The 16,828-nt window shown below is 43.4% G+C and carries 15 protein-coding genes; 8 read left to right on the plus strand and 7 right to left on the minus strand.

All coding sequences use genetic code 11. The features are described 5' to 3' along the window. Nucleotides 1–176: 176 nt before the first annotated feature. Together KHS38_RS03400 and KHS38_RS03405 are read left to right on the plus strand one after the other, a co-directional pair. Entirely contained in the window at nt 177–584 is a 408-nt protein-coding gene (locus KHS38_RS03400; RefSeq protein ID WP_213487080.1) for an RrF2 family transcriptional regulator, read from the plus strand. Nucleotides 585–628: 44 nt separating this feature from the next. After that, nucleotides 629–1,273: an NAD(P)-dependent oxidoreductase gene (locus KHS38_RS03405; protein WP_213487081.1), complete on the plus strand. Its 645-nt coding sequence runs from the start codon at nt 629–631 to the stop codon at nt 1,271–1,273. An 88-nt stretch (nt 1,274–1,361) separates the two neighbouring features. On the opposite strand, the gene prmA is transcribed toward KHS38_RS03405, so the two are convergent. From prmA to KHS38_RS03425, 4 genes are all read right to left on the minus strand, one after another. Next, entirely contained in the window at nt 1,362–2,201 is an 840-nt protein-coding gene (prmA, locus tag KHS38_RS03410) for a 50S ribosomal protein L11 methyltransferase (protein WP_213487082.1), read from the minus strand. A gap of 81 nt (nt 2,202–2,282) precedes the next feature. Continuing rightward, a complete protein-coding gene (gene tpiA, locus KHS38_RS03415) occupies nt 2,283–3,047 on the minus strand; it encodes a triose-phosphate isomerase (protein ID WP_213487083.1) in 765 nt (254 codons plus the stop codon). Between the two features lie 5 nt (nt 3,048–3,052). Next, a complete protein-coding gene (locus tag KHS38_RS03420; RefSeq protein WP_213487084.1) occupies nt 3,053–4,237 on the minus strand; it encodes a GlmU family protein in 1,185 nt (394 codons plus the stop codon). 68 nt (nt 4,238–4,305) lie between these two features. Next, entirely contained in the window at nt 4,306–4,554 is a 249-nt protein-coding gene (locus KHS38_RS03425) for a type B 50S ribosomal protein L31 (protein WP_213487085.1), read from the minus strand. Between the two features lie 358 nt (nt 4,555–4,912). Here KHS38_RS03425 and KHS38_RS03430 point away from each other — a divergent pair, with 358 nt between their 5' ends. The 4 genes from KHS38_RS03430 to KHS38_RS03445 all read left to right on the plus strand — a co-directional run bounded on the left by KHS38_RS03430 (nt 4,913) and on the right by KHS38_RS03445 (nt 9,283). Beyond that, nucleotides 4,913–6,124 carry an IscS subfamily cysteine desulfurase gene (locus KHS38_RS03430; RefSeq protein ID WP_213487087.1) on the plus strand — a complete coding sequence of 404 codons (1,212 nt, stop codon included), beginning with the start codon at nt 4,913–4,915 and terminating at the stop codon, nt 6,122–6,124. A gap of 134 nt (nt 6,125–6,258) precedes the next feature. Beyond that, nucleotides 6,259–6,672: a Fe-S cluster assembly scaffold IscU gene (gene iscU / locus KHS38_RS03435; protein WP_169609941.1), complete on the plus strand. Its 414-nt coding sequence runs from the start codon at nt 6,259–6,261 to the stop codon at nt 6,670–6,672. Between the two features lie 162 nt (nt 6,673–6,834). Beyond that, nucleotides 6,835–7,161, plus strand: coding sequence for a HesB/IscA family protein (locus tag KHS38_RS03440; RefSeq protein WP_213487089.1), 327 nt, complete (start codon nt 6,835–6,837; stop codon nt 7,159–7,161). Between the two features lie 208 nt (nt 7,162–7,369). After that, nucleotides 7,370–9,283 (plus strand): AMP-dependent synthetase/ligase, encoded by a 1,914-nt coding sequence (locus tag KHS38_RS03445; protein WP_213487090.1) that lies wholly within the window; start codon nt 7,370–7,372, stop codon nt 9,281–9,283. 104 nt (nt 9,284–9,387) lie between these two features. On the opposite strand, the gene KHS38_RS03450 is transcribed toward KHS38_RS03445, so the two are convergent. After that, on the minus strand, nt 9,388–9,741 hold the full coding sequence (locus KHS38_RS03450) for a hypothetical protein (protein ID WP_213487091.1): 354 nt from the start codon (nt 9,739–9,741) through the stop codon (nt 9,388–9,390). Nucleotides 9,742–9,917: 176 nt separating this feature from the next. Here KHS38_RS03450 and lysS point away from each other — a divergent pair, with 176 nt between their 5' ends. Continuing rightward, complete coding sequence (gene lysS, locus KHS38_RS03455; RefSeq protein WP_213487092.1) at nt 9,918–11,642, plus strand: lysine--tRNA ligase; 1,725 nt, start codon at nt 9,918–9,920, stop codon at nt 11,640–11,642. Between the two features lie 71 nt (nt 11,643–11,713). Here the strand turns inward: lysS and mutS are convergent, their stop codons facing one another. After that, the gene (gene mutS / locus KHS38_RS03460) at nt 11,714–14,329 is read right to left on the minus strand and encodes a DNA mismatch repair protein MutS (RefSeq protein ID WP_213487093.1); all 2,616 of its coding nucleotides are present in this window, start codon (nt 14,327–14,329) and stop codon (nt 11,714–11,716) included. 289 nt (nt 14,330–14,618) lie between these two features. Here mutS and KHS38_RS03465 point away from each other — a divergent pair, with 289 nt between their 5' ends. Then, a complete protein-coding gene (locus KHS38_RS03465) occupies nt 14,619–15,128 on the plus strand; it encodes a DinB family protein (RefSeq protein WP_213487094.1) in 510 nt (169 codons plus the stop codon). A gap of 113 nt (nt 15,129–15,241) precedes the next feature. Here the strand turns inward: KHS38_RS03465 and KHS38_RS03470 are convergent, their stop codons facing one another. Further along, on the minus strand, nt 15,242–16,525 hold the full coding sequence (locus tag KHS38_RS03470) for an MFS transporter (protein WP_213487095.1): 1,284 nt from the start codon (nt 16,523–16,525) through the stop codon (nt 15,242–15,244). Nucleotides 16,526–16,828: the final 303 nt, after the last annotated feature.

The following is a 16,828-nucleotide window of genomic DNA, read 5'->3' on the forward strand; positions in this document are numbered from 1 at the left end:
GCAATAGTCTGCAAATAAACGCAAAACTGTTGATACATCAAAAATGTGTTTTGCCTAAGACGATGTAATGAGCCGTTATGCTACACATATTTGTAAATTAAATGTAATTAAGTACGAATTCGTTAAAAATCTAACTCATTATTTGCACCTTTGTACTGTAATAAAAATAGTTACAGATGAACGGACGATTCCAGATAGCGGTACACATCATGACCTTGCTTACCGTAAGCGAAGGCGAACAGCTATCGTCCGACTATATTGCAGGCAGTATAAACGCCAATGCAGCGTTAATTAGAAAAGAACTAAGTAACCTGCGCAAGCACAATCTGGTAAGCAGCAAAGAGGGTAAAGCAGGCGGCTATACATTGGCCAAGCCAGCGCAACAAATTACTATGGCACAAATTTACCAGGCGGTAAAACAGGATAGCATTTTAGGCGAAGCCCGCAATGCTCCTAACCCAGCCTGCGCGGTAGGTAAAAACATCAATAAACATATGGCCGCTATTAATACAGGTATCGATGACCTGATTAATAAAAAGTTGGGCATGCAGTCGTTGGCCGACTTTAGTAAACAATTTCAATAATATATTTTTTAACATAAACTGTAACAAACTAAATTACATTAATTATGAAGATAGCAATCATAGGAGCAACTGGCTTTGTTGGCCCACATGTAGTAACCGAAGCATTGAACCGCGGTCAGGAAGTAACCGCCTTTGCCCGTAACCCTGAAAAACTGGAGATAAGCCATGAAAAATTAATCAAACAGGCTGTCGATGTTTATAATACGGAAATACTGGCCCAGCTACTGATAGGCCACGATGCCGTAATCAGTACATTTAACGCCGGCTGGACTAACCCTGATCTTTATAACGACTTTCTGAAAGGCTCGCGTTCTATTCAGCAAGCTGTTAAGCAAGCTGGCATTAGCCGATTTATTGTAGTTGGCGGTGCCGGCAGTCTGGAAATTAAGCCCGGTGTGCAATTGGTAGATACAGCGGAGTTCCCGGCCGACTACAAACCAGGCGCAACTGCTGCCCGTGATTATTTGAACGAGCTGCGCCAGGAACAAGAATTGGACTGGACCTTTTTAAGCCCTGCTATTAACCTGCATCCGGGTGAGCGTACAGGCAAATTCCGCTTGGGTACGGATCAACCTGTGTTTAACGAACACGGTAAAAATGATATATCTGTTAAAGATTTAGCCGTTGCCTTGATCAACGAACTGGAAAACAATCAATTCGTTAAAAGGAGATTTACGCTGGGCTACTAATCTACCCAAAACTATTAAAAGCAAAATGCCATCCGTTAAAACAGGATGGCATTTTGTATAACTGTTGAATAAGCTATGAAGAACTTGCTTACTGTTTTACAAAGCGTGCCGCAACCCAATTATTATTGGTTTTATGACTGTTGTAAACCATACCATGTTTAGCCGCTTCTTCACGTATAATATCTAAGTCCGGCGATTCGTAAAAACCACTAAAGTAGATTTCTCCGCCTGGCTTTAACACCTCGCCGTAGCGCGCCATCTGGTCGAGCAGAATATTACGGTTAATGTTAGCAAGAATCACATCATATTGCTCATCTGGTATATCCTCTTTCGAGCCGCAAATAGTCTGAACACCTGGCACATGGTTCAGTTCTGTATTTTCGATAGTGCTTTTGTAACAAAGCATATCGTAATCTATAGCCGTTAAATCGGTAGCTCCCAGTTTGGCAGCCAAAATGGCCAGAATACCAGTGCCGCAACCCATGTCCAGCACCTTCTTGCCTTTCCAATCATGCTCAAGCATGGTTTGCATCATTTGGCTGGTAGTATCGTGATGGCCGGTACCAAAAGCCATTTTCGGATCAATCACAATCTCGTAAGGGAACTCCGGCTTTGGCTCATGGAAAGTTGCCCTTACATATACCTGTGTGCCTATAGTGATGGGCTGAAAATTGCTTTCCCAAACCTCATTCCAATTCTTTTCTGGTATAAGATTGATCTCGTAGGAAAAGTTGAACTGCTCATGATAAAGGGCCAGTGCATCTTCAACTACATCCCGGTCAAAATCATTGGAAGGAATATAAGCTTTAAAGCCAAAATCGGTTTCCTCAAACGTATCAAAGCCCAGGCCTGACAGCTCATTAATTAACAAATCCTGCTGATAGTCCTGATCGGATACAACGGTAAAAAGCAGCTCGTAGTAATTCATTTTATGGAGTATAAAGTAGCAGGCATCAGGTATAAAGCGTATTTAACATACGTTTTGTACCTGATGCCTGCACTAATGATATTAATTAAACACCTTAACGATGTCTAAAAAGTCGCGGGATTTTAAAGAAGCGCCACCAATCAGGCCGCCATCAATGTCTGGCTGGGCAAACAGTTCAGGTGCATTTTTAGGATTGCAGCTGCCGCCATATAAAATGGTGGTATTGTCGGCCACTTCCTGGCTGTAATTATTTGCGATCTCTTCGCGGATAAATGCATGAATTTCCTGAGCCTGCTCGGAAGTAGCAGTTTTACCTGTACCAATAGCCCAAACAGGTTCATAAGCAAGCACCAACTGACTGAACTGCTCGGTTGACAGACTGAATACACCTTCTTTCAACTGGGTTCTGATCACATCAAAATGTTGCTCAGCTTCACGCTCATCTAAAGTTTCGCCAATACAGAAAATTGGTTTTAAACCATTCTTTAAAGCAGTTTCGGTTTTTACAGCCAGCAACTGGTTATCTTCACCAAAATACTGACGGCGCTCCGAGTGGCCCAGAATAACGTATTCAGCACCTACCGATTTTACCATTTTGGCAGATACCTCGCCAGTGTAAGCGCCTGATTCATTCTGGTGAATGTTTTGCGCACCAACAGCAACTTTATCATACCCTTTTGCCATTTGCACCAGGCTATGCAGGTGAATAAAAGGTGAGCAAACCACCGCTTGCTGCGAGCCGGTTATCTCATCTTTAACCATATTGGTAATTTCTGAAAACAGGGATAAACCTTCGTTATAATCCAGGTTCATTTTCCAGTTACCGGCAACTATCTTTTTTCTCATGATTGTTAATTAAATCTTCTGTATGATTGGGTTAAATTAAAAACATCTTGCAACAACTGGCGTTCCGTGGCATCCAGCTCCTTGTTTCGGCGGCTGTAAACCAGCGTTACCGTTTCAAATACTTTTTCAAGCTTGTATTCTTCAAATCCTTGGGCACCTCCCCAGGCAAAATCGGGCACAAAATTACGGGGAAAGCCCGCACCAAATACATTGGCGCTTACGCCCACCACTGTACCTGTATTAAACATGGTATTGATACCGCATTTAGCATGGTCGGCCATAATTAAACCGCAAAACTGCAGACCGGTTTTACGGAAGTGCTGGGTGGTGTAATCCCAAAGCTTTACTTCTGCATAATTATTTTTCAGGTTTGAGTTATTGGAATCGGCACCGATGTTGCACCATTCGCCCAGCACCGAATTGCCTAAGTAACCTTCGTGCCCTTTTGATGAATGGCCCCAAATTACGGCATTGTTGATTTCGCCCCCAACACGGCAACGAGGCCCGATAGTAGTTGCGCCATAAATTTTGGCCCCCATCTTTATCTGCGAATCGTTGCACAAAGCCAAACCACCGCGAACGTGGGTACCCTCCCACACCTCAGTGTTATTACCCAAGTATATTGGCCCGTTCTTGGTATTAAAGGTAGAGCATTCGGCTACGGCATCTTCTTCCGCAAAAAAGTCGTTACCAATAATGGCATTGGTTGAGCTAATGCCGGCACTCGTACGGCCCTTCGTTAGCAATTGAAAATCGCGGCGCAGCTCAATATCGTTCTTTTTAAAGATATCTTCAGGGTAACGGATGGCTACCAGAGCCGCTTCATAGTTTATAATTCGGTCAAATGATTGCGTGTAGCTGAAAGCTTTAGCATCGCTCTCATTCAGCTTAACAGCCAGCAACTGATTATAGCGCATTAGCGCTTCGCCAGTTTGCAACTTATCAATGGCCTCAAGTAAATTATCATCCGGGCAAATTCCCCCATTAATAAACAGGTTTTGCTGCTCGATCCGTATCGGGAATTTTGCTTGCAGGTAAGCTTGTGTATGATAGGAATAAGACGTATCGAGATGCTTAGCCCACTTCTCGGCTATGGTAAGTATACCAATCCGGAGGTTGGCCACCGGGCGGGTATAAGTTAAAGGCAACAGGGTTTGATGTGCGTTATCGTCAAATAGAATAATTGCCATAGATGGGCAAAAATAAAAAAAGTCCCGGCCAATGAGCCGGGACTTTACAAATATTTTGATGCAAACGATTACTTTTTAGCGTAACGGCTGCGGAATTTATCGATACGACCTGCAGTGTCAACCAGTTTCATTTTACCGGTATAGAACGGATGCGAGGTGTGAGAAATCTCTAATTTAATTAATGGATACTCATTACCGTCTTCCCATTTAACGGTTTCGCGAGTTTCGATACATGATTTAGTGATGAAAGAGTAGTCGTTTGACATGTCTTTGAAAACCACTAATCTATAGTTTGAGGGATGCAGGTCTTTTTTCATTTTTAATGTACTTTCCTTTCAAAAGAGGCGCAAATATAGTTATTTACTATTACTTATAAAATACTATTTCAAAAAATTTTATCAATTGTATAATATGACACTGCAAAAATACCAATTAAAACCATGAGGCTTATCTTTATAAAACTTTTATATGTCAACGGTGAGTGGCGATCGGGAAATATTATGCCCCATAAAAAATTTCGATTTTAAAAATATGATATAAATCACTCTTTTTGTAACGTATTAAAAACGACAGTGTAAAATTGCATAAACATGACCGGAAACAGGCCTTTTATAGCGGCTTACACTAACTATAGAGTAAAACTTTACTTATCTTTGTACTGTTAAATCAACGAATATGAATCTTCCGATATATTTAGATAACAATGCAACCACACCTATGGACCCACGGGTGCTGGAAGCTATGATTCCCTACTTTACGCAAAAATTTGGTAATGCGGCAAGCCGTAATCACCATTTTGGCTGGGTGGCCGAAGAAGGTGTTGATTACGCCCGCGAGCAGGTAGCCAAATTAATTGGTGCCAGCGAAAAGGAAATTATATTTACCTCAGGCGCAACCGAGTCAGACAACCTGGCTATTAAAGGTGTGTTTGAAATGTATAAAGACAAAGGTAACCACATCATCACTGCAGTTACCGAACATAAAGCGGTTTTAGACGCTTGTAAACATGTTGAAAAGTTAGGCGGCAAAGTAACCTACCTGCCGGTTAAGGAAGACGGTTTGGTTGATCTGGCTCAATTAGAAGCAGCCATGACACCTGAAACTATCCTGGTTTCGATCATGTACGGCAATAACGAGATCGGCGTAGTTCAGCCTGTTAAAGAAATTGCTGCTATTGCCCATAAGCATGGTGCCCTGTTCATGACAGACGCTACCCAGGCTGTAGGTAAAATCCCGGTAGATGTAAATGCCGATGGTATAGACCTGCTGGCTTTATCAGCTCATAAAATGTATGGCCCTAAAGGTGTAGGTGCTTTATATGTACGCCGTAAAGGACCACGTGTAAAAGTTACTGCTCAAATGGATGGTGGCGGTCATGAGCGCGGTATGCGTTCAGGCACATTGAACGTTCCGGGTATTGTTGGCTTGGGTAAAGCCTGCGAGTTGGCCTACAACGAAATGGCTTCTGAAGCAGCCCGCCTGTCAGCCCTGCGGGATAAACTTCAAAATGCGTTAACCGTGTTGGAAGAAAGCTATGTAAATGGCAACCAGGAACACCGCCTGCCGCATGTAGCTAACATCTCATTCAAATATGTTGAGGGCGAAGGTTTGATGATGGCTATGAAAGATCTGGCTGTATCATCAGGTTCAGCTTGTACTTCAGCTTCTTTAGAGCCTTCTTACGTACTGAAGAGCTTAGGCTTGTCAGATGATTTGGCACACTCTTCTATCCGGTTTGGCTTGGGCCGTTTCACTACCGAAGAGGAAGTTGATTACGCTATCGAAGTAACTAAAAAAGCGGTTACCCACCTGCGCGAACTTTCACCACTTTGGGAAATGTTTAAAGAAGGTATCGACCTGAACTCTATTGAGTGGGCTGAACACTAAGAACTGATTTCGAAATTCGGATGTAAAATTTCGGATTTTAAAATTAGCGCAATGCTATAAATAAAGAATACCGGGTTGCCTGCCCAAAAACAGGCAACTCACAACTGATAACTGACAACAAAATACTTAAAGCTATGGCTTATTCAGATAAAGTAATTGACCATTACACCAACCCGCGCAACGTGGGTACGTTAGACAAAAGCAGTACGCAAGTTGGTACTGGTTTAGTAGGTGCACCTGAGTGTGGCGACGTAATGCGTCTGCAAATTCAGGTAGATGAAAATAATGTGATCACTGATGCTAAATTCAAAACCTTTGGTTGCGGTTCGGCTATCGCTTCTTCATCTCTGGCTACCGAATGGTTAAAAGGCAAAAGCATCGACGAGGCTATCACTATCGATAACATGGACATTGTTGAAGAGCTGGCTCTGCCACCGGTAAAAATTCACTGCTCGGTATTAGCAGAGGACGCTATCAAAGCTGCCATTAACGACTATCGCGTTAAAAACGGCCTGGCTCCTATCGAACTGGAAAAATCACATCATTAATTTGTAAAAACAAAAGCTAAAAGTCCGGATTGCGACAATTTGTCTCATCCGGATTTTTGGCTTTTGTTTTGTTACTATATATTTGCATCAGGTTGTTAAGAATAAGACTAAATAACACAGTCCGCTCTTAATTCCTGATTCTAAATTCTTGATTCTAATACTATGGTAACCGTAACAGATAAAGCAAAAGAAAAAATTGAACACCTGATACAGGACGCACAACTGGATGCTTCTTACTTTTTGCGGGTGTCGGTTCAGGGTGGCGGTTGTTCGGGCTTGTCATACAATCTGGACTTTGATAACGAAGAGAAAAAAGGTGACCAGTTTTTTGAAGACAAAGGTGTACGCATGGCACTGGATATGAAATCTTTCCTGTATCTGGCCGGTACTGAGCTCGATTTTTCTGACGGCTTAAATGGTAAAGGCTTTAACTTCCATAACCCCAACGCCAGCCGTACCTGCGGTTGTGGTGAAAGTTTCTCGGTATAATTTCTATTACAAATATGATATTCAAAGGCGCTTATAAAGCGCCTTTTTTATTGTTTGGCAATTAGATTGTACATTTGCGCCCTAATTTATTAAACGCTAATGTGCAATACCCATGCTTTACTGCAAACAATTAACGCTCAGCGTGCTTTTTGTTTATTATAGTAAATAGCATAAGTTTGTTAATTATAAGCCAAAAAATTTAAACTTGATGACTACTGCCAACAAACCAACCACGGTTCCTGCCTTGATACGCCATGTGGTTGCCCATATACATCCTGATACACATACTTTCCTTTCACACAAAGTAAAAGATAGCTGGGTAGACATCTCCTACCGGGAGGTGATCGAGAAAGTCGATGCTATATCAGCCTGGTTCCTGAACATGGGTATACAAAAAGGCGACCGGCTGGCTCTGGTCATTGAAAATGGCCCGGAATATATTTATTTTGATCAGGCCTTGCAGCAGATTGGCGCCATTAATGCATCCATCTACCCTACCCTTACCGAAGCCGAAACTGAATATATCCTTAACGATTCTGGCGCTAAAGCCATATTGGTAGGCAATCCTTTTTTATTGCGTAAAGTGTTGAAAGTAGCCAACAATTGCTCCTCATTACTCCGCATTATTCCGGTGTTTGACGATTACGAGAAATATACCGAAAAGGTAAAACTCAATGCTGGTGTTATCAGCTTTGATAAATTGATTGAGGAAGGAAGCACGCTTATTACACAATATGCTGGAGCTATTAACGCCTCACGTGAATCCATCCTCCCGTCTGACATTTCTTGCCTTATCTATACATCGGGTACAACAGGTACACCAAAGGGTGTGATGCTTACGCACAGCAATCTTGTGCAAACGGTATGGGCCGGTCTAAAACAGACATCTATTGTAGACAAAAATGATAGCTTCCTGTCATTCCTGCCGCTGTCGCACGTATTTGAGCGCGCAGCTACTTATTATATCTGTTTAGGTGCAGGTTGTAAAATTGCCTTTGCCCAAAGCCTGGAACTGCTGGCCCGTAACATGACCGAAGTTAGGCCAACCATCATGAACTGCGTACCACGCTTGTTGGAACGCATACATGATAAGGCTATGAAAAACGGCACCACGGCAGGTGGTATGAAAACGTCTATCTTTTTGTGGGCGTTTAAAATTGGCAAGCAATACCGCGAAAAGCGTGAGCAGGGTAAAAATCCGGGATTGATACTCAGTCAGCAATACAAGCTGGCAGATAAATTAGTATTCAGTAAAATCAAAGAAAAGACCGGCGGACGCTTAAAGTTCCTTATTTCGGGCGGCGGTGCGCTACCTAAAAACGTAGGCGAATTTTTTGGCAATGTCGGTATACCGGTTTTAGAAGGTTATGGTTTAACCGAAACTACCGGTCCGGTGTGCGTTACCGAATTCGATCGCCAGGTGTATGGTACTGCCGGTCGTATTTTACCCGGTACCGAGATTGCCATTCAAAACATTGATACCCGTAAGATCTATACCATCCAATCGCATGAATCTTTTGATCCTAATTTGATTACAGAAGAAGGCGAAATTATTATGCGTGGTGTAGCGGTAATGAAAGGCTATTGGAACAAGCCCGAAGAAACCGCTACCGCTATTGATGCCGACGGTTGGTTTCACAGCGGTGATATAGGTCGCTTCTACAAAGGCTACCTGCAAATTACCGACCGCCTGAAGAATATGCTGGTTAATGCTTTTGGCAAAAACATATATCCTACTCCGGTCGAAAACACCTATCTCAAAAGTCCTAAAATAGAACAGATATTTTTAGTGGGCGACCGCCGTGAGTATGTAACGGCCATCATTGTTCCGCCAAAAGAACTGCTGCAGGAAACATTTGGGCTGGATGAGGCCTGGTTTGAAAAGCCTGAAGCTTTTGTAGACGACAAGCAGATCATCGACTGGATTAATCAGGACTTACGCAAGTTAAGCAATGAGCTGGCTAAGTTTGAACGTATCAAAAATTTCAAGGTAAAACGCAACCCGTTCAGTATGGAAGAAGGCGAAATGACCGTAACCCTAAAAGCCAAACGCAAAGTGATTGAAAAGAAATACGCTCAAGCTATTGATGAGATGTACATGCAGGAGGTAGATGCTGACTAAGTAGCTGCACCTAAATCTTCATTCAAAAGATTTCCGAAGACAGAATAAAACCCGTCATTGCAAAACAGTGCGGGTTTTATGTCTTAATATTCTTTTGTATGATATTATGAACTGTGAAACTCGTCTATAACCTCAATTACACCAATTATATTTTCATTAAAAGTGTCTAACTCCTCAGCAGGTACCCATAATTCATTGTGTATAATCCCTCCGACATTCTTTACGTCAAATTTTTTTAAGTACTCACTATTTACGTTAAAAGCAGTTACATATCCATAACCATAAGCAGGAACATTCCATTCCTTTGCTATTTGTATAGCATATTCTTTGTTGGTTACTGGGTAAAAAATAGGCTGTTCAGGCAATCGTGGTGGAAAGCGCTTCCATCCAGAATCTTCAATTAATTTCAACTCAACCTGGTTAACAGGCCTGTACAATACGGTTGTTTCCGGAATCATTACTTTATATTTTAAGTCCAATTATAAATAATAAAGCTATTTCAATAGAACATTTAAACAAATACATTTTCACCTCTATATTATATTACTAGTAGCTATAGCTTATAAACTGTTCCGATCTTCATGGCTCACTAAAAATCCATATCTTTGCCTTTTATAAAATACCCTTTTTCATTATGAGTATTGCAGCCTTATCGGAACAGGAAATATTGCGCCGCGAATCGTTACAACAATTGCGTGCGCTGGGCATTAACCCCTATCCTGCCGAAGCCTACCCGGTAAACGCCTGGGCTCAGGACATTATCCAAAACTTTAATACCGATCCCGAAAAATATAAGGAAGTAACCCTGGCTGGCAGAATCATGACCCGTCGTATTATGGGTAATGCTTCTTTTGCCGAAATACAGGATACGACCGGCCGTATTCAGGTTTACATAAAGCGCGACGAGATTTGCCCCGGTGAGGACAAAACTTTATACAATACCGTGTTTAAAAAACTGCTTGATATTGGCGATTACGTAGGTGTTAGAGGTTATGTATTTTTAACCCAAACCGGTGAAATTTCTGTACACGTTCACGAACTGAATGTACTGGCCAAATCGCTAAAACCACTACCCGTAGTTAAGCGCGATGATGACGGCAATATTTATGATGGTTTTACCGATCCTGAGCTGCGCTACCGCCAGCGCTATGTGGATTTAACGGTAAATCCTGAATACAAGCAGATCTTCATCAACCGTTCCAAAGTAATTAACACCATGCGTAATTACTTTAACGGCCAAGGCTGGATGGAAGTGGAAACGCCTATCCTGCAGGCTGTACATGGTGGCGCGGCAGCACGTCCGTTCAACACCCACCACAACACGCTGGATATGCCGCTTTATTTGCGCATTGCCAATGAGTTGTACCTGAAAAGGCTGATCGTAGCCGGATTTGACGGCGTATACGAATTTGGTAAAATGTTCCGTAACGAGGGTATGGACCGTACGCACAACCCGGAGTTTACCGCCATGGAAATCTATGTAGCTTATAAAGACTACATCTGGATGATGGCCATGGTAGAGGAATGTCTGGAAAAAGTTGCGGTTGCAGTACACGGTACCCCGGTGGTAAAGGTAGGCGAACATGAAATTAACTTTGCTGGTCCGTACGAGAAGCTATCTATGTACGATTCTATCCTGAAATATACCGGTATCGACGTATCACAAATGGATGAGGCACAACTGCGCCAAACCTGTCGCGACTTGGCCATTGAGGTTGACCAGACTATGGGCAAAGGCAAACTGATTGATGAGATTTTCAGTGCCAAAGTAGAAGCCAGCCTGATACAGCCAACCTATATTACCGACTACCCTATCGAGATGACGCCGCTCGCCAAAAAGCACCGTACTAAAGATGGCCTGGTAGAACGTTTTGAACTGTTTGTGAACGGCAAAGAGATTGCCAACGCCTACTCTGAACTTAACGACCCTATCGATCAGCGTGAGCGTTTTGAAGAGCAGTTGTTACTGGCGGGTCGTGGCGACGAAGAAGCGATGGCGATGGACGACGACTTTTTACGTGCCCTGGAATATGGTATGCCGCCAACATCGGGCTTAGGTATTGGTATTGACCGTTTGGTGATGCTGATGACCAACCAAAGCACGATTCAGGAAGTATTGTTCTTCCCGCAAATGCGCCCTGAAAAGAAAGCCAAAGTGGTTACTATTGATGACTTTGTAAATATTGGCGTTCCTGCCGAGTGGGTTCCGGTTATCAACAAAATGGGCTTTAACACCGTTGAGGATTTGAAAGCTGCCAACCCTAACAAAGTATTTAACGACTTAGGCGGTATGCGCAAAAAGTTAAAACTGGACTTGCCTATTCCGACTAAAGAAAGCGTAATGGCTTGGTTTGCGTAAGCAACACAAACTTCAAATAATAGCAAAGGGCATCTTTTACGTAAAAGATGCCCTTTTGTCTTGTTAATGATTTATCCCTTGATCAAACGCTGTATTTCGTCCAGCTTCATCAGCGCTTCAACCGGGGTAAGGGTATTTACGTCCAGGTTGTTCAGCATATCACGAATCTTGACCAGCACCGGATCATCAATCGAGAACATTTGCAATTGCATAGCCTGCTTCTGTACTTTTTTGATGCTCTCTTTTATATTCTCGCCACCGGTACGCTCGGCTTCCAGCTTCTTTAATATCTCATTAGCACGGGCTAATACCTTAGGCGGCATACCCGCCAGTTTTGCCACGTGTATACCAAAACTATGCTCGCTGCCACCAGGCACCAACTTACGCAAAAAGATGATCTGGTTACCTATCTCCTTTACGGTAACATTATAGTTTTTAATCCGGTTAAAAGAGTTGCTTAATTCGTTCAACTCATGGTAGTGTGTAGCGAACAGCGTTTTGGCTTTGGCCGATGGGTGATTATGCAGATACTCGGCAATAGCCCAGGCAATGGAAATACCATCATAAGTACTGGTACCCCGGCCAATCTCATCCAATAAGATCAAGCTACGGTTGCTCAGGTTGTTGAGGATGCTGGCCGTTTCGTTCATTTCCACCATAAAGGTCGATTCGCCCGACGATAAGTTGTCTGATGCACCTACACGGGTAAATATCTTATCAACCAAACCAATTTGTGCCTGCTTGGCCGGTACAAAACAACCCATCTGCGCCATCAGTACAATTAAGCCGGTTTGCCGTAACAGGGCCGATTTACCTGCCATGTTGGGGCCGGTAATGATGATAATCTGCTGGCTTTCCGAATCCAAGTAAACATCATTAGTGATGTACTCTTCGCCCAGCGGAAGGTTCTTTTCAATTACCGGATGCCGGCCGCCTTTAATATCCAGCAGTAAACTATCATTAATTTGCGGTTTTACGTAGTAATTCTTTATTGATATGGTAGCAAAATTGAGCAGCACATCCAGGCGGGCTATCAGCTGTGCATTAAGCTGTATGGGTTTAATGTATTCTGCTAAAGCATATACCAAATCATTATACAACTGTGTTTCTAAGGCTAATATTTTTTCTTCCGCACCTAAAATCTGTTCCTCATATTCTTTAAGCTCGGGTGTAATATAGCGCTCGGCGTTAACCAGGGTTTGCTTACGTATCCAGTCGGTAGGCACTTTATCACGGTGCGAATGCGTAACCTCCAGGTAGTAACCAAATACGTTATTGAAAGCCACTTTAAGCGATGGTATGCCTGTTTGCTCTGCTTCACGTTTCTGTATCTCCAACAAGTAACCTTTACCACCGAAAGCTATCTTGCGCAGCCGGTCCAGCTCGTCATGAATACCCTCGGCCATAACGCCGCCCTTTACAAGTTGTACCGGCGGTTCGGCATTCAACTCGCGACCAATTTTTTCGCAGATGTATTCGCACTGGTTAAGCTGACTGCCTATTGCACGCAACGCTTCACTCTTTGCGGCCTCACCTTCACACATCATTTTGATGTTGCCGATGGCTTGTAAAGCTTTACGCAACTGGCAAACCTCGCGCGGATTGGCCTTTTGCAAACCTATCTTACTGATCAGCCTTTCCAAATCGCCCACCTGCCTTATGCAGGCTTGCATTTCATTGCGCAGGTCTTCATGTTCTATCAGGTGCTCCACTACATTCAGGCGGTCATGAATGGGCTTCAACTCTTTCAACGGCATCACTATCCAGCGCCTAAGCAGGCGCGCGCCCATTGGTGAGCAGGTATGATCCAGTACATCAACCAGGGTGAGGGCGTTCTCATTGGCAGAGCCTACCAATTCCAGGTTGCGTATGCTAAAACGGTCGAGCCACAGGTAGCGGTCTTCCTCTATCCTGCTGATGGCGCTGATGTGTTGCAGGTTACGGTGTTCCGTTTCATTAAGGTAATGCAGCGTTACCCCGGCTGCTACAACACCCAAGCTAAGCTTTTCGATACCAAAGCCTTTGAGCGATTTTACGCCGAAATGCTTAAGTAGTGTTTCCTGCGCATAGTCACCGCCATAAGGCCATTCATCAAGTGTATAGGTATAATAGCGATCGCCAAAATGCTCAATAAAATCCTGCTTGCAGCTTTTAGGGTAAATGACTTCGCTCGGGCTGAACGACTGCAGCAGCTTATCTACATAACCAGCGTTGCCCTGTGCTGTCAGGAACTCCCCCGTCGATACATCAATGAGGGCAATACCTATACTGTTTTTTTCGAAGTATAATGATGCCAGGTAATTATTACTTTTTTGCTGCAGGATGTTATCATTCACGGCAACACCAGGTGTAACCAGTTCCGTTACGCCGCGCTTTACAATGGTTTTAGTGGTTTTAGGATCTTCGAGCTGATCACAAATAGCCACGCGCTGACCGGCACGTACCAGTTTGGGCAGGTAGGTTTCGAGCGAGTGGTGCGGAAAACCCGCCAGCTCAATGTGCGAAGCCGAACCATTGGCCCGTTTGGTTAACACAATGCCCAGTATACCAGCCGTTTTCACGGCATCTTCACCAAATGTTTCGTAAAAGTCGCCCACGCGAAACAGCAGTAAGGCACCCGGATATTTGGCCTTAATCTGGTTATACTGCTGCATCAGCGGCGTTTCTTTAGTAGCGGTCTTGCCCAAGCGTTATCCTTTTTTTGTTAAAGGTGTAAATTTAAGCGTTTAACAAGCATTTAAGGGGTTATGTTGAAAATTTACTACCGCGAGAAGTGTGGGGTGCGGAGATTATGGAGTGGAAATAGGCGCAAGATGTATTACCGCCCTCCATTATACAGAACAGGTTTAATTCTATTCAATAGAAGCTTACTATGAAAGTATGGCTACACAAATTTTTGCAATTAGCTTCTTACTGCTGACATAGGGTTGTCACTACGCTGCCTTTTCTTTGCTTCCAGAACAAACAACCAACATTATGCAAACAGCAGATACCATCACTCCGAACAACAGCGTAATAACGCCCGAACAACTTTTTACACACTGGCAGGAACATCGCCGGCTTACCCGTAAAGTTATTGCCGCCTATCCTGATGAGCATTTCTTCACTTACGCCATTGGCGGCATGCGCCCGTTCGCGCATCTGCTTTTGGAAATTACAGATTTGGCCGAAGCTGGTATACAAGGTATTGTAACCGGAAAATGGAAATCTCTGCAGGAACTATCGCACGTGAGTGGCAACCATCCGCAAGATAAAGCGGCTTTCTTGAAATGGTGGGATGAGGTAACGGAATTGATTGATAAGCTGAGCCCGCAGATAGACATCCATCGTTTTTCGGAAAAAATACGCGCTTTTGGAATGTATGAAGGCACCGTATGTAGCACCCTGCTTTATTTAATAGATAATGAAATACATCACCGCGGGCAAGCCTATGTATACCTGCGTTCGCTCGGTATTGAACCACCCGCATTCTGGGATCGTTCATAAACAGAAGCTATATTGTTAGTATAATAATCCCGGATGACGGCTATTCAAAGCCTGCATCCGGGATATTATTTATATAAGGTTCCTAATCTCATATATTGATCACCCTTTTCTCCTCACTCTCCAATCTCCATACGCTTTCCATCCTCGCTCATCACTCTCCCAACTCCAGTTCCTTCAATTTGCTTAGCCGCATCCCGCTTGAACAATATAGCGAACAGAACAGCCGTAACTACACCAGCCAATCCCTCAATAAACAAAATCATACGCGGACTAATATGGTGAGCACCTAAGCCGGCCAGAAAGCTTCCTAGCGGTTGCATACCTAAAAATGCCATTGCGTAATAGCTGATTACACGGCCCCGCATATCGTCGCGTACATTAGTTTGTATATAGGTGTTGGTTCCGGCTATTTGCATCATGGTACCCGCTCCGGCTATCATAATAAACACCAAGGCCAGCCAAAAATTGGCACACCAGGCAAAAACGGCTATGCCCAGGCCAAACAAACCGCAGGCGTAAACCGTAACCTTTCTTATATTTTTGGTTGTTTTAAATCCGGCCATATAAATAGCCCCAATAAGGGAGCCCAGCCCTGAAATACTGTTTAGTGCACTATAAGTAGCTGCATTACCCTTAAATACATCTTTGGCAAACACAGGCATCAGGGTAGTAAAAGGCATTACAAAAAAACTGGTAGAAGCCATCAGCAAAATCATCAATTTAAGGTTGCTGTTTTGTTGCAAATAGCTATAGCCCTGCTGCAGATTTTGCCAAACGCTCTCGGCTGACTTCTTCACATCTATTGGTGGCAGCTTCATGAGCAGCAAAGAAATAATCACGGCAATAAAGCTGAGCGCATTTAGCAAAAAGCAGATTCCCGTGCCTACTGTAGTTAATAGTACGCCTGCTACCGCCGGCCCCAGCAACCGGGCCAGGTTTACCATGGATGAATTAAGTGCAATGGCATTTTGCAAATCTTTTTTATCTTCGATAAGCCGTATCATGAGCGACTGGCGCGAGGGCGTATCAAAAGCATTGATAATACCCAGCACAACATTCAAGGATATAATGGCTGCGAGATTATAGGTATGGGTAAGTACCAAAACGGCCATAATACTGGCCTGTATCATGGCCGCAATTTGAGTGGTAAGCAACACCCGGTAGCGGTTATGCCTGTCGGATATGGCACCGCCGTATGGCGACAATAATAGCGTAGGTATTTGCCCTGCAAAATTGACCACGCCCAGCATAAGTGCCGAATGTGTAGTAGTATACACCAACCAGTTTACCGAGATGCGCTCCATCCAAGTACCGATGAGCGATATAGACTGCCCGGTGAAATAAAGCCGGAAGTTATGGTATTTTAGCGACCGGAACGTGTCTGATAATGCTGCCATAATAATTAAAACTGCAGATATTAAATCTGTTTGCACGAATCTGCATTTGTACAAAGCGCTGCAAATGTGCACAAGCAAAAGCGCTTATGCTACCCTGTATCAGCTTTATTACCTGAAGATTTTACAGGCATGACAATAGCTAACTATCAATAGCTTACCCAACTTAACTGAAGCGTTAGGTTTGATATTATTGTTAATGATTTACACTTACAAAGCTGATTGCAGCTGGACAAAGCATGTACATTACATACAGCCCGGTTTAATAAAAAGCTGCAAAACCGCTTCAAAATCAGCATTTAACAA

Source organism: Mucilaginibacter sp. Bleaf8 (assembly GCF_018390515.1).
Lineage (GTDB): Bacteria > Bacteroidota > Bacteroidia > Sphingobacteriales > Sphingobacteriaceae > Mucilaginibacter.

What these genes read in the sequence shown, in the direction of transcription:
- KHS38_RS03430 (WP_213487087.1), top strand. Translation starts at nt 4,913, where the DNA reads ATGAATCTTCCGATATATTTAGATAACAATGCAACCACACCTATGGAC.
- KHS38_RS03420 (WP_213487084.1), bottom strand. Translation starts at nt 4,237, where the DNA reads ATGGCAATTATTCTATTTGACGATAACGCACATCAAACCCTGTTGCCT.
- KHS38_RS03405 (WP_213487081.1), top strand. Translation starts at nt 629, where the DNA reads ATGAAGATAGCAATCATAGGAGCAACTGGCTTTGTTGGCCCACATGTA.
- tpiA (WP_213487083.1), bottom strand. Translation starts at nt 3,047, where the DNA reads ATGAGAAAAAAGATAGTTGCCGGTAACTGGAAAATGAACCTGGATTAT.
- KHS38_RS03400 (WP_213487080.1), top strand. Translation starts at nt 177, where the DNA reads ATGAACGGACGATTCCAGATAGCGGTACACATCATGACCTTGCTTACC.
- KHS38_RS03470 (WP_213487095.1), bottom strand. Translation starts at nt 16,525, where the DNA reads ATGGCAGCATTATCAGACACGTTCCGGTCGCTAAAATACCATAACTTC.
- KHS38_RS03440 (WP_213487089.1), top strand. Translation starts at nt 6,835, where the DNA reads ATGGTAACCGTAACAGATAAAGCAAAAGAAAAAATTGAACACCTGATA.
- prmA (WP_213487082.1), bottom strand. Translation starts at nt 2,201, where the DNA reads ATGAATTACTACGAGCTGCTTTTTACCGTTGTATCCGATCAGGACTAT.
- iscU (WP_169609941.1), top strand. Translation starts at nt 6,259, where the DNA reads ATGGCTTATTCAGATAAAGTAATTGACCATTACACCAACCCGCGCAAC.
- KHS38_RS03465 (WP_213487094.1), top strand. Translation starts at nt 14,619, where the DNA reads ATGCAAACAGCAGATACCATCACTCCGAACAACAGCGTAATAACGCCC.
- KHS38_RS03450 (WP_213487091.1), bottom strand. Translation starts at nt 9,741, where the DNA reads ATGATTCCGGAAACAACCGTATTGTACAGGCCTGTTAACCAGGTTGAG.
- KHS38_RS03445 (WP_213487090.1), top strand. Translation starts at nt 7,370, where the DNA reads ATGACTACTGCCAACAAACCAACCACGGTTCCTGCCTTGATACGCCAT.
- KHS38_RS03425 (WP_213487085.1), bottom strand. Translation starts at nt 4,554, where the DNA reads ATGAAAAAAGACCTGCATCCCTCAAACTATAGATTAGTGGTTTTCAAA.
- lysS (WP_213487092.1), top strand. Translation starts at nt 9,918, where the DNA reads ATGAGTATTGCAGCCTTATCGGAACAGGAAATATTGCGCCGCGAATCG.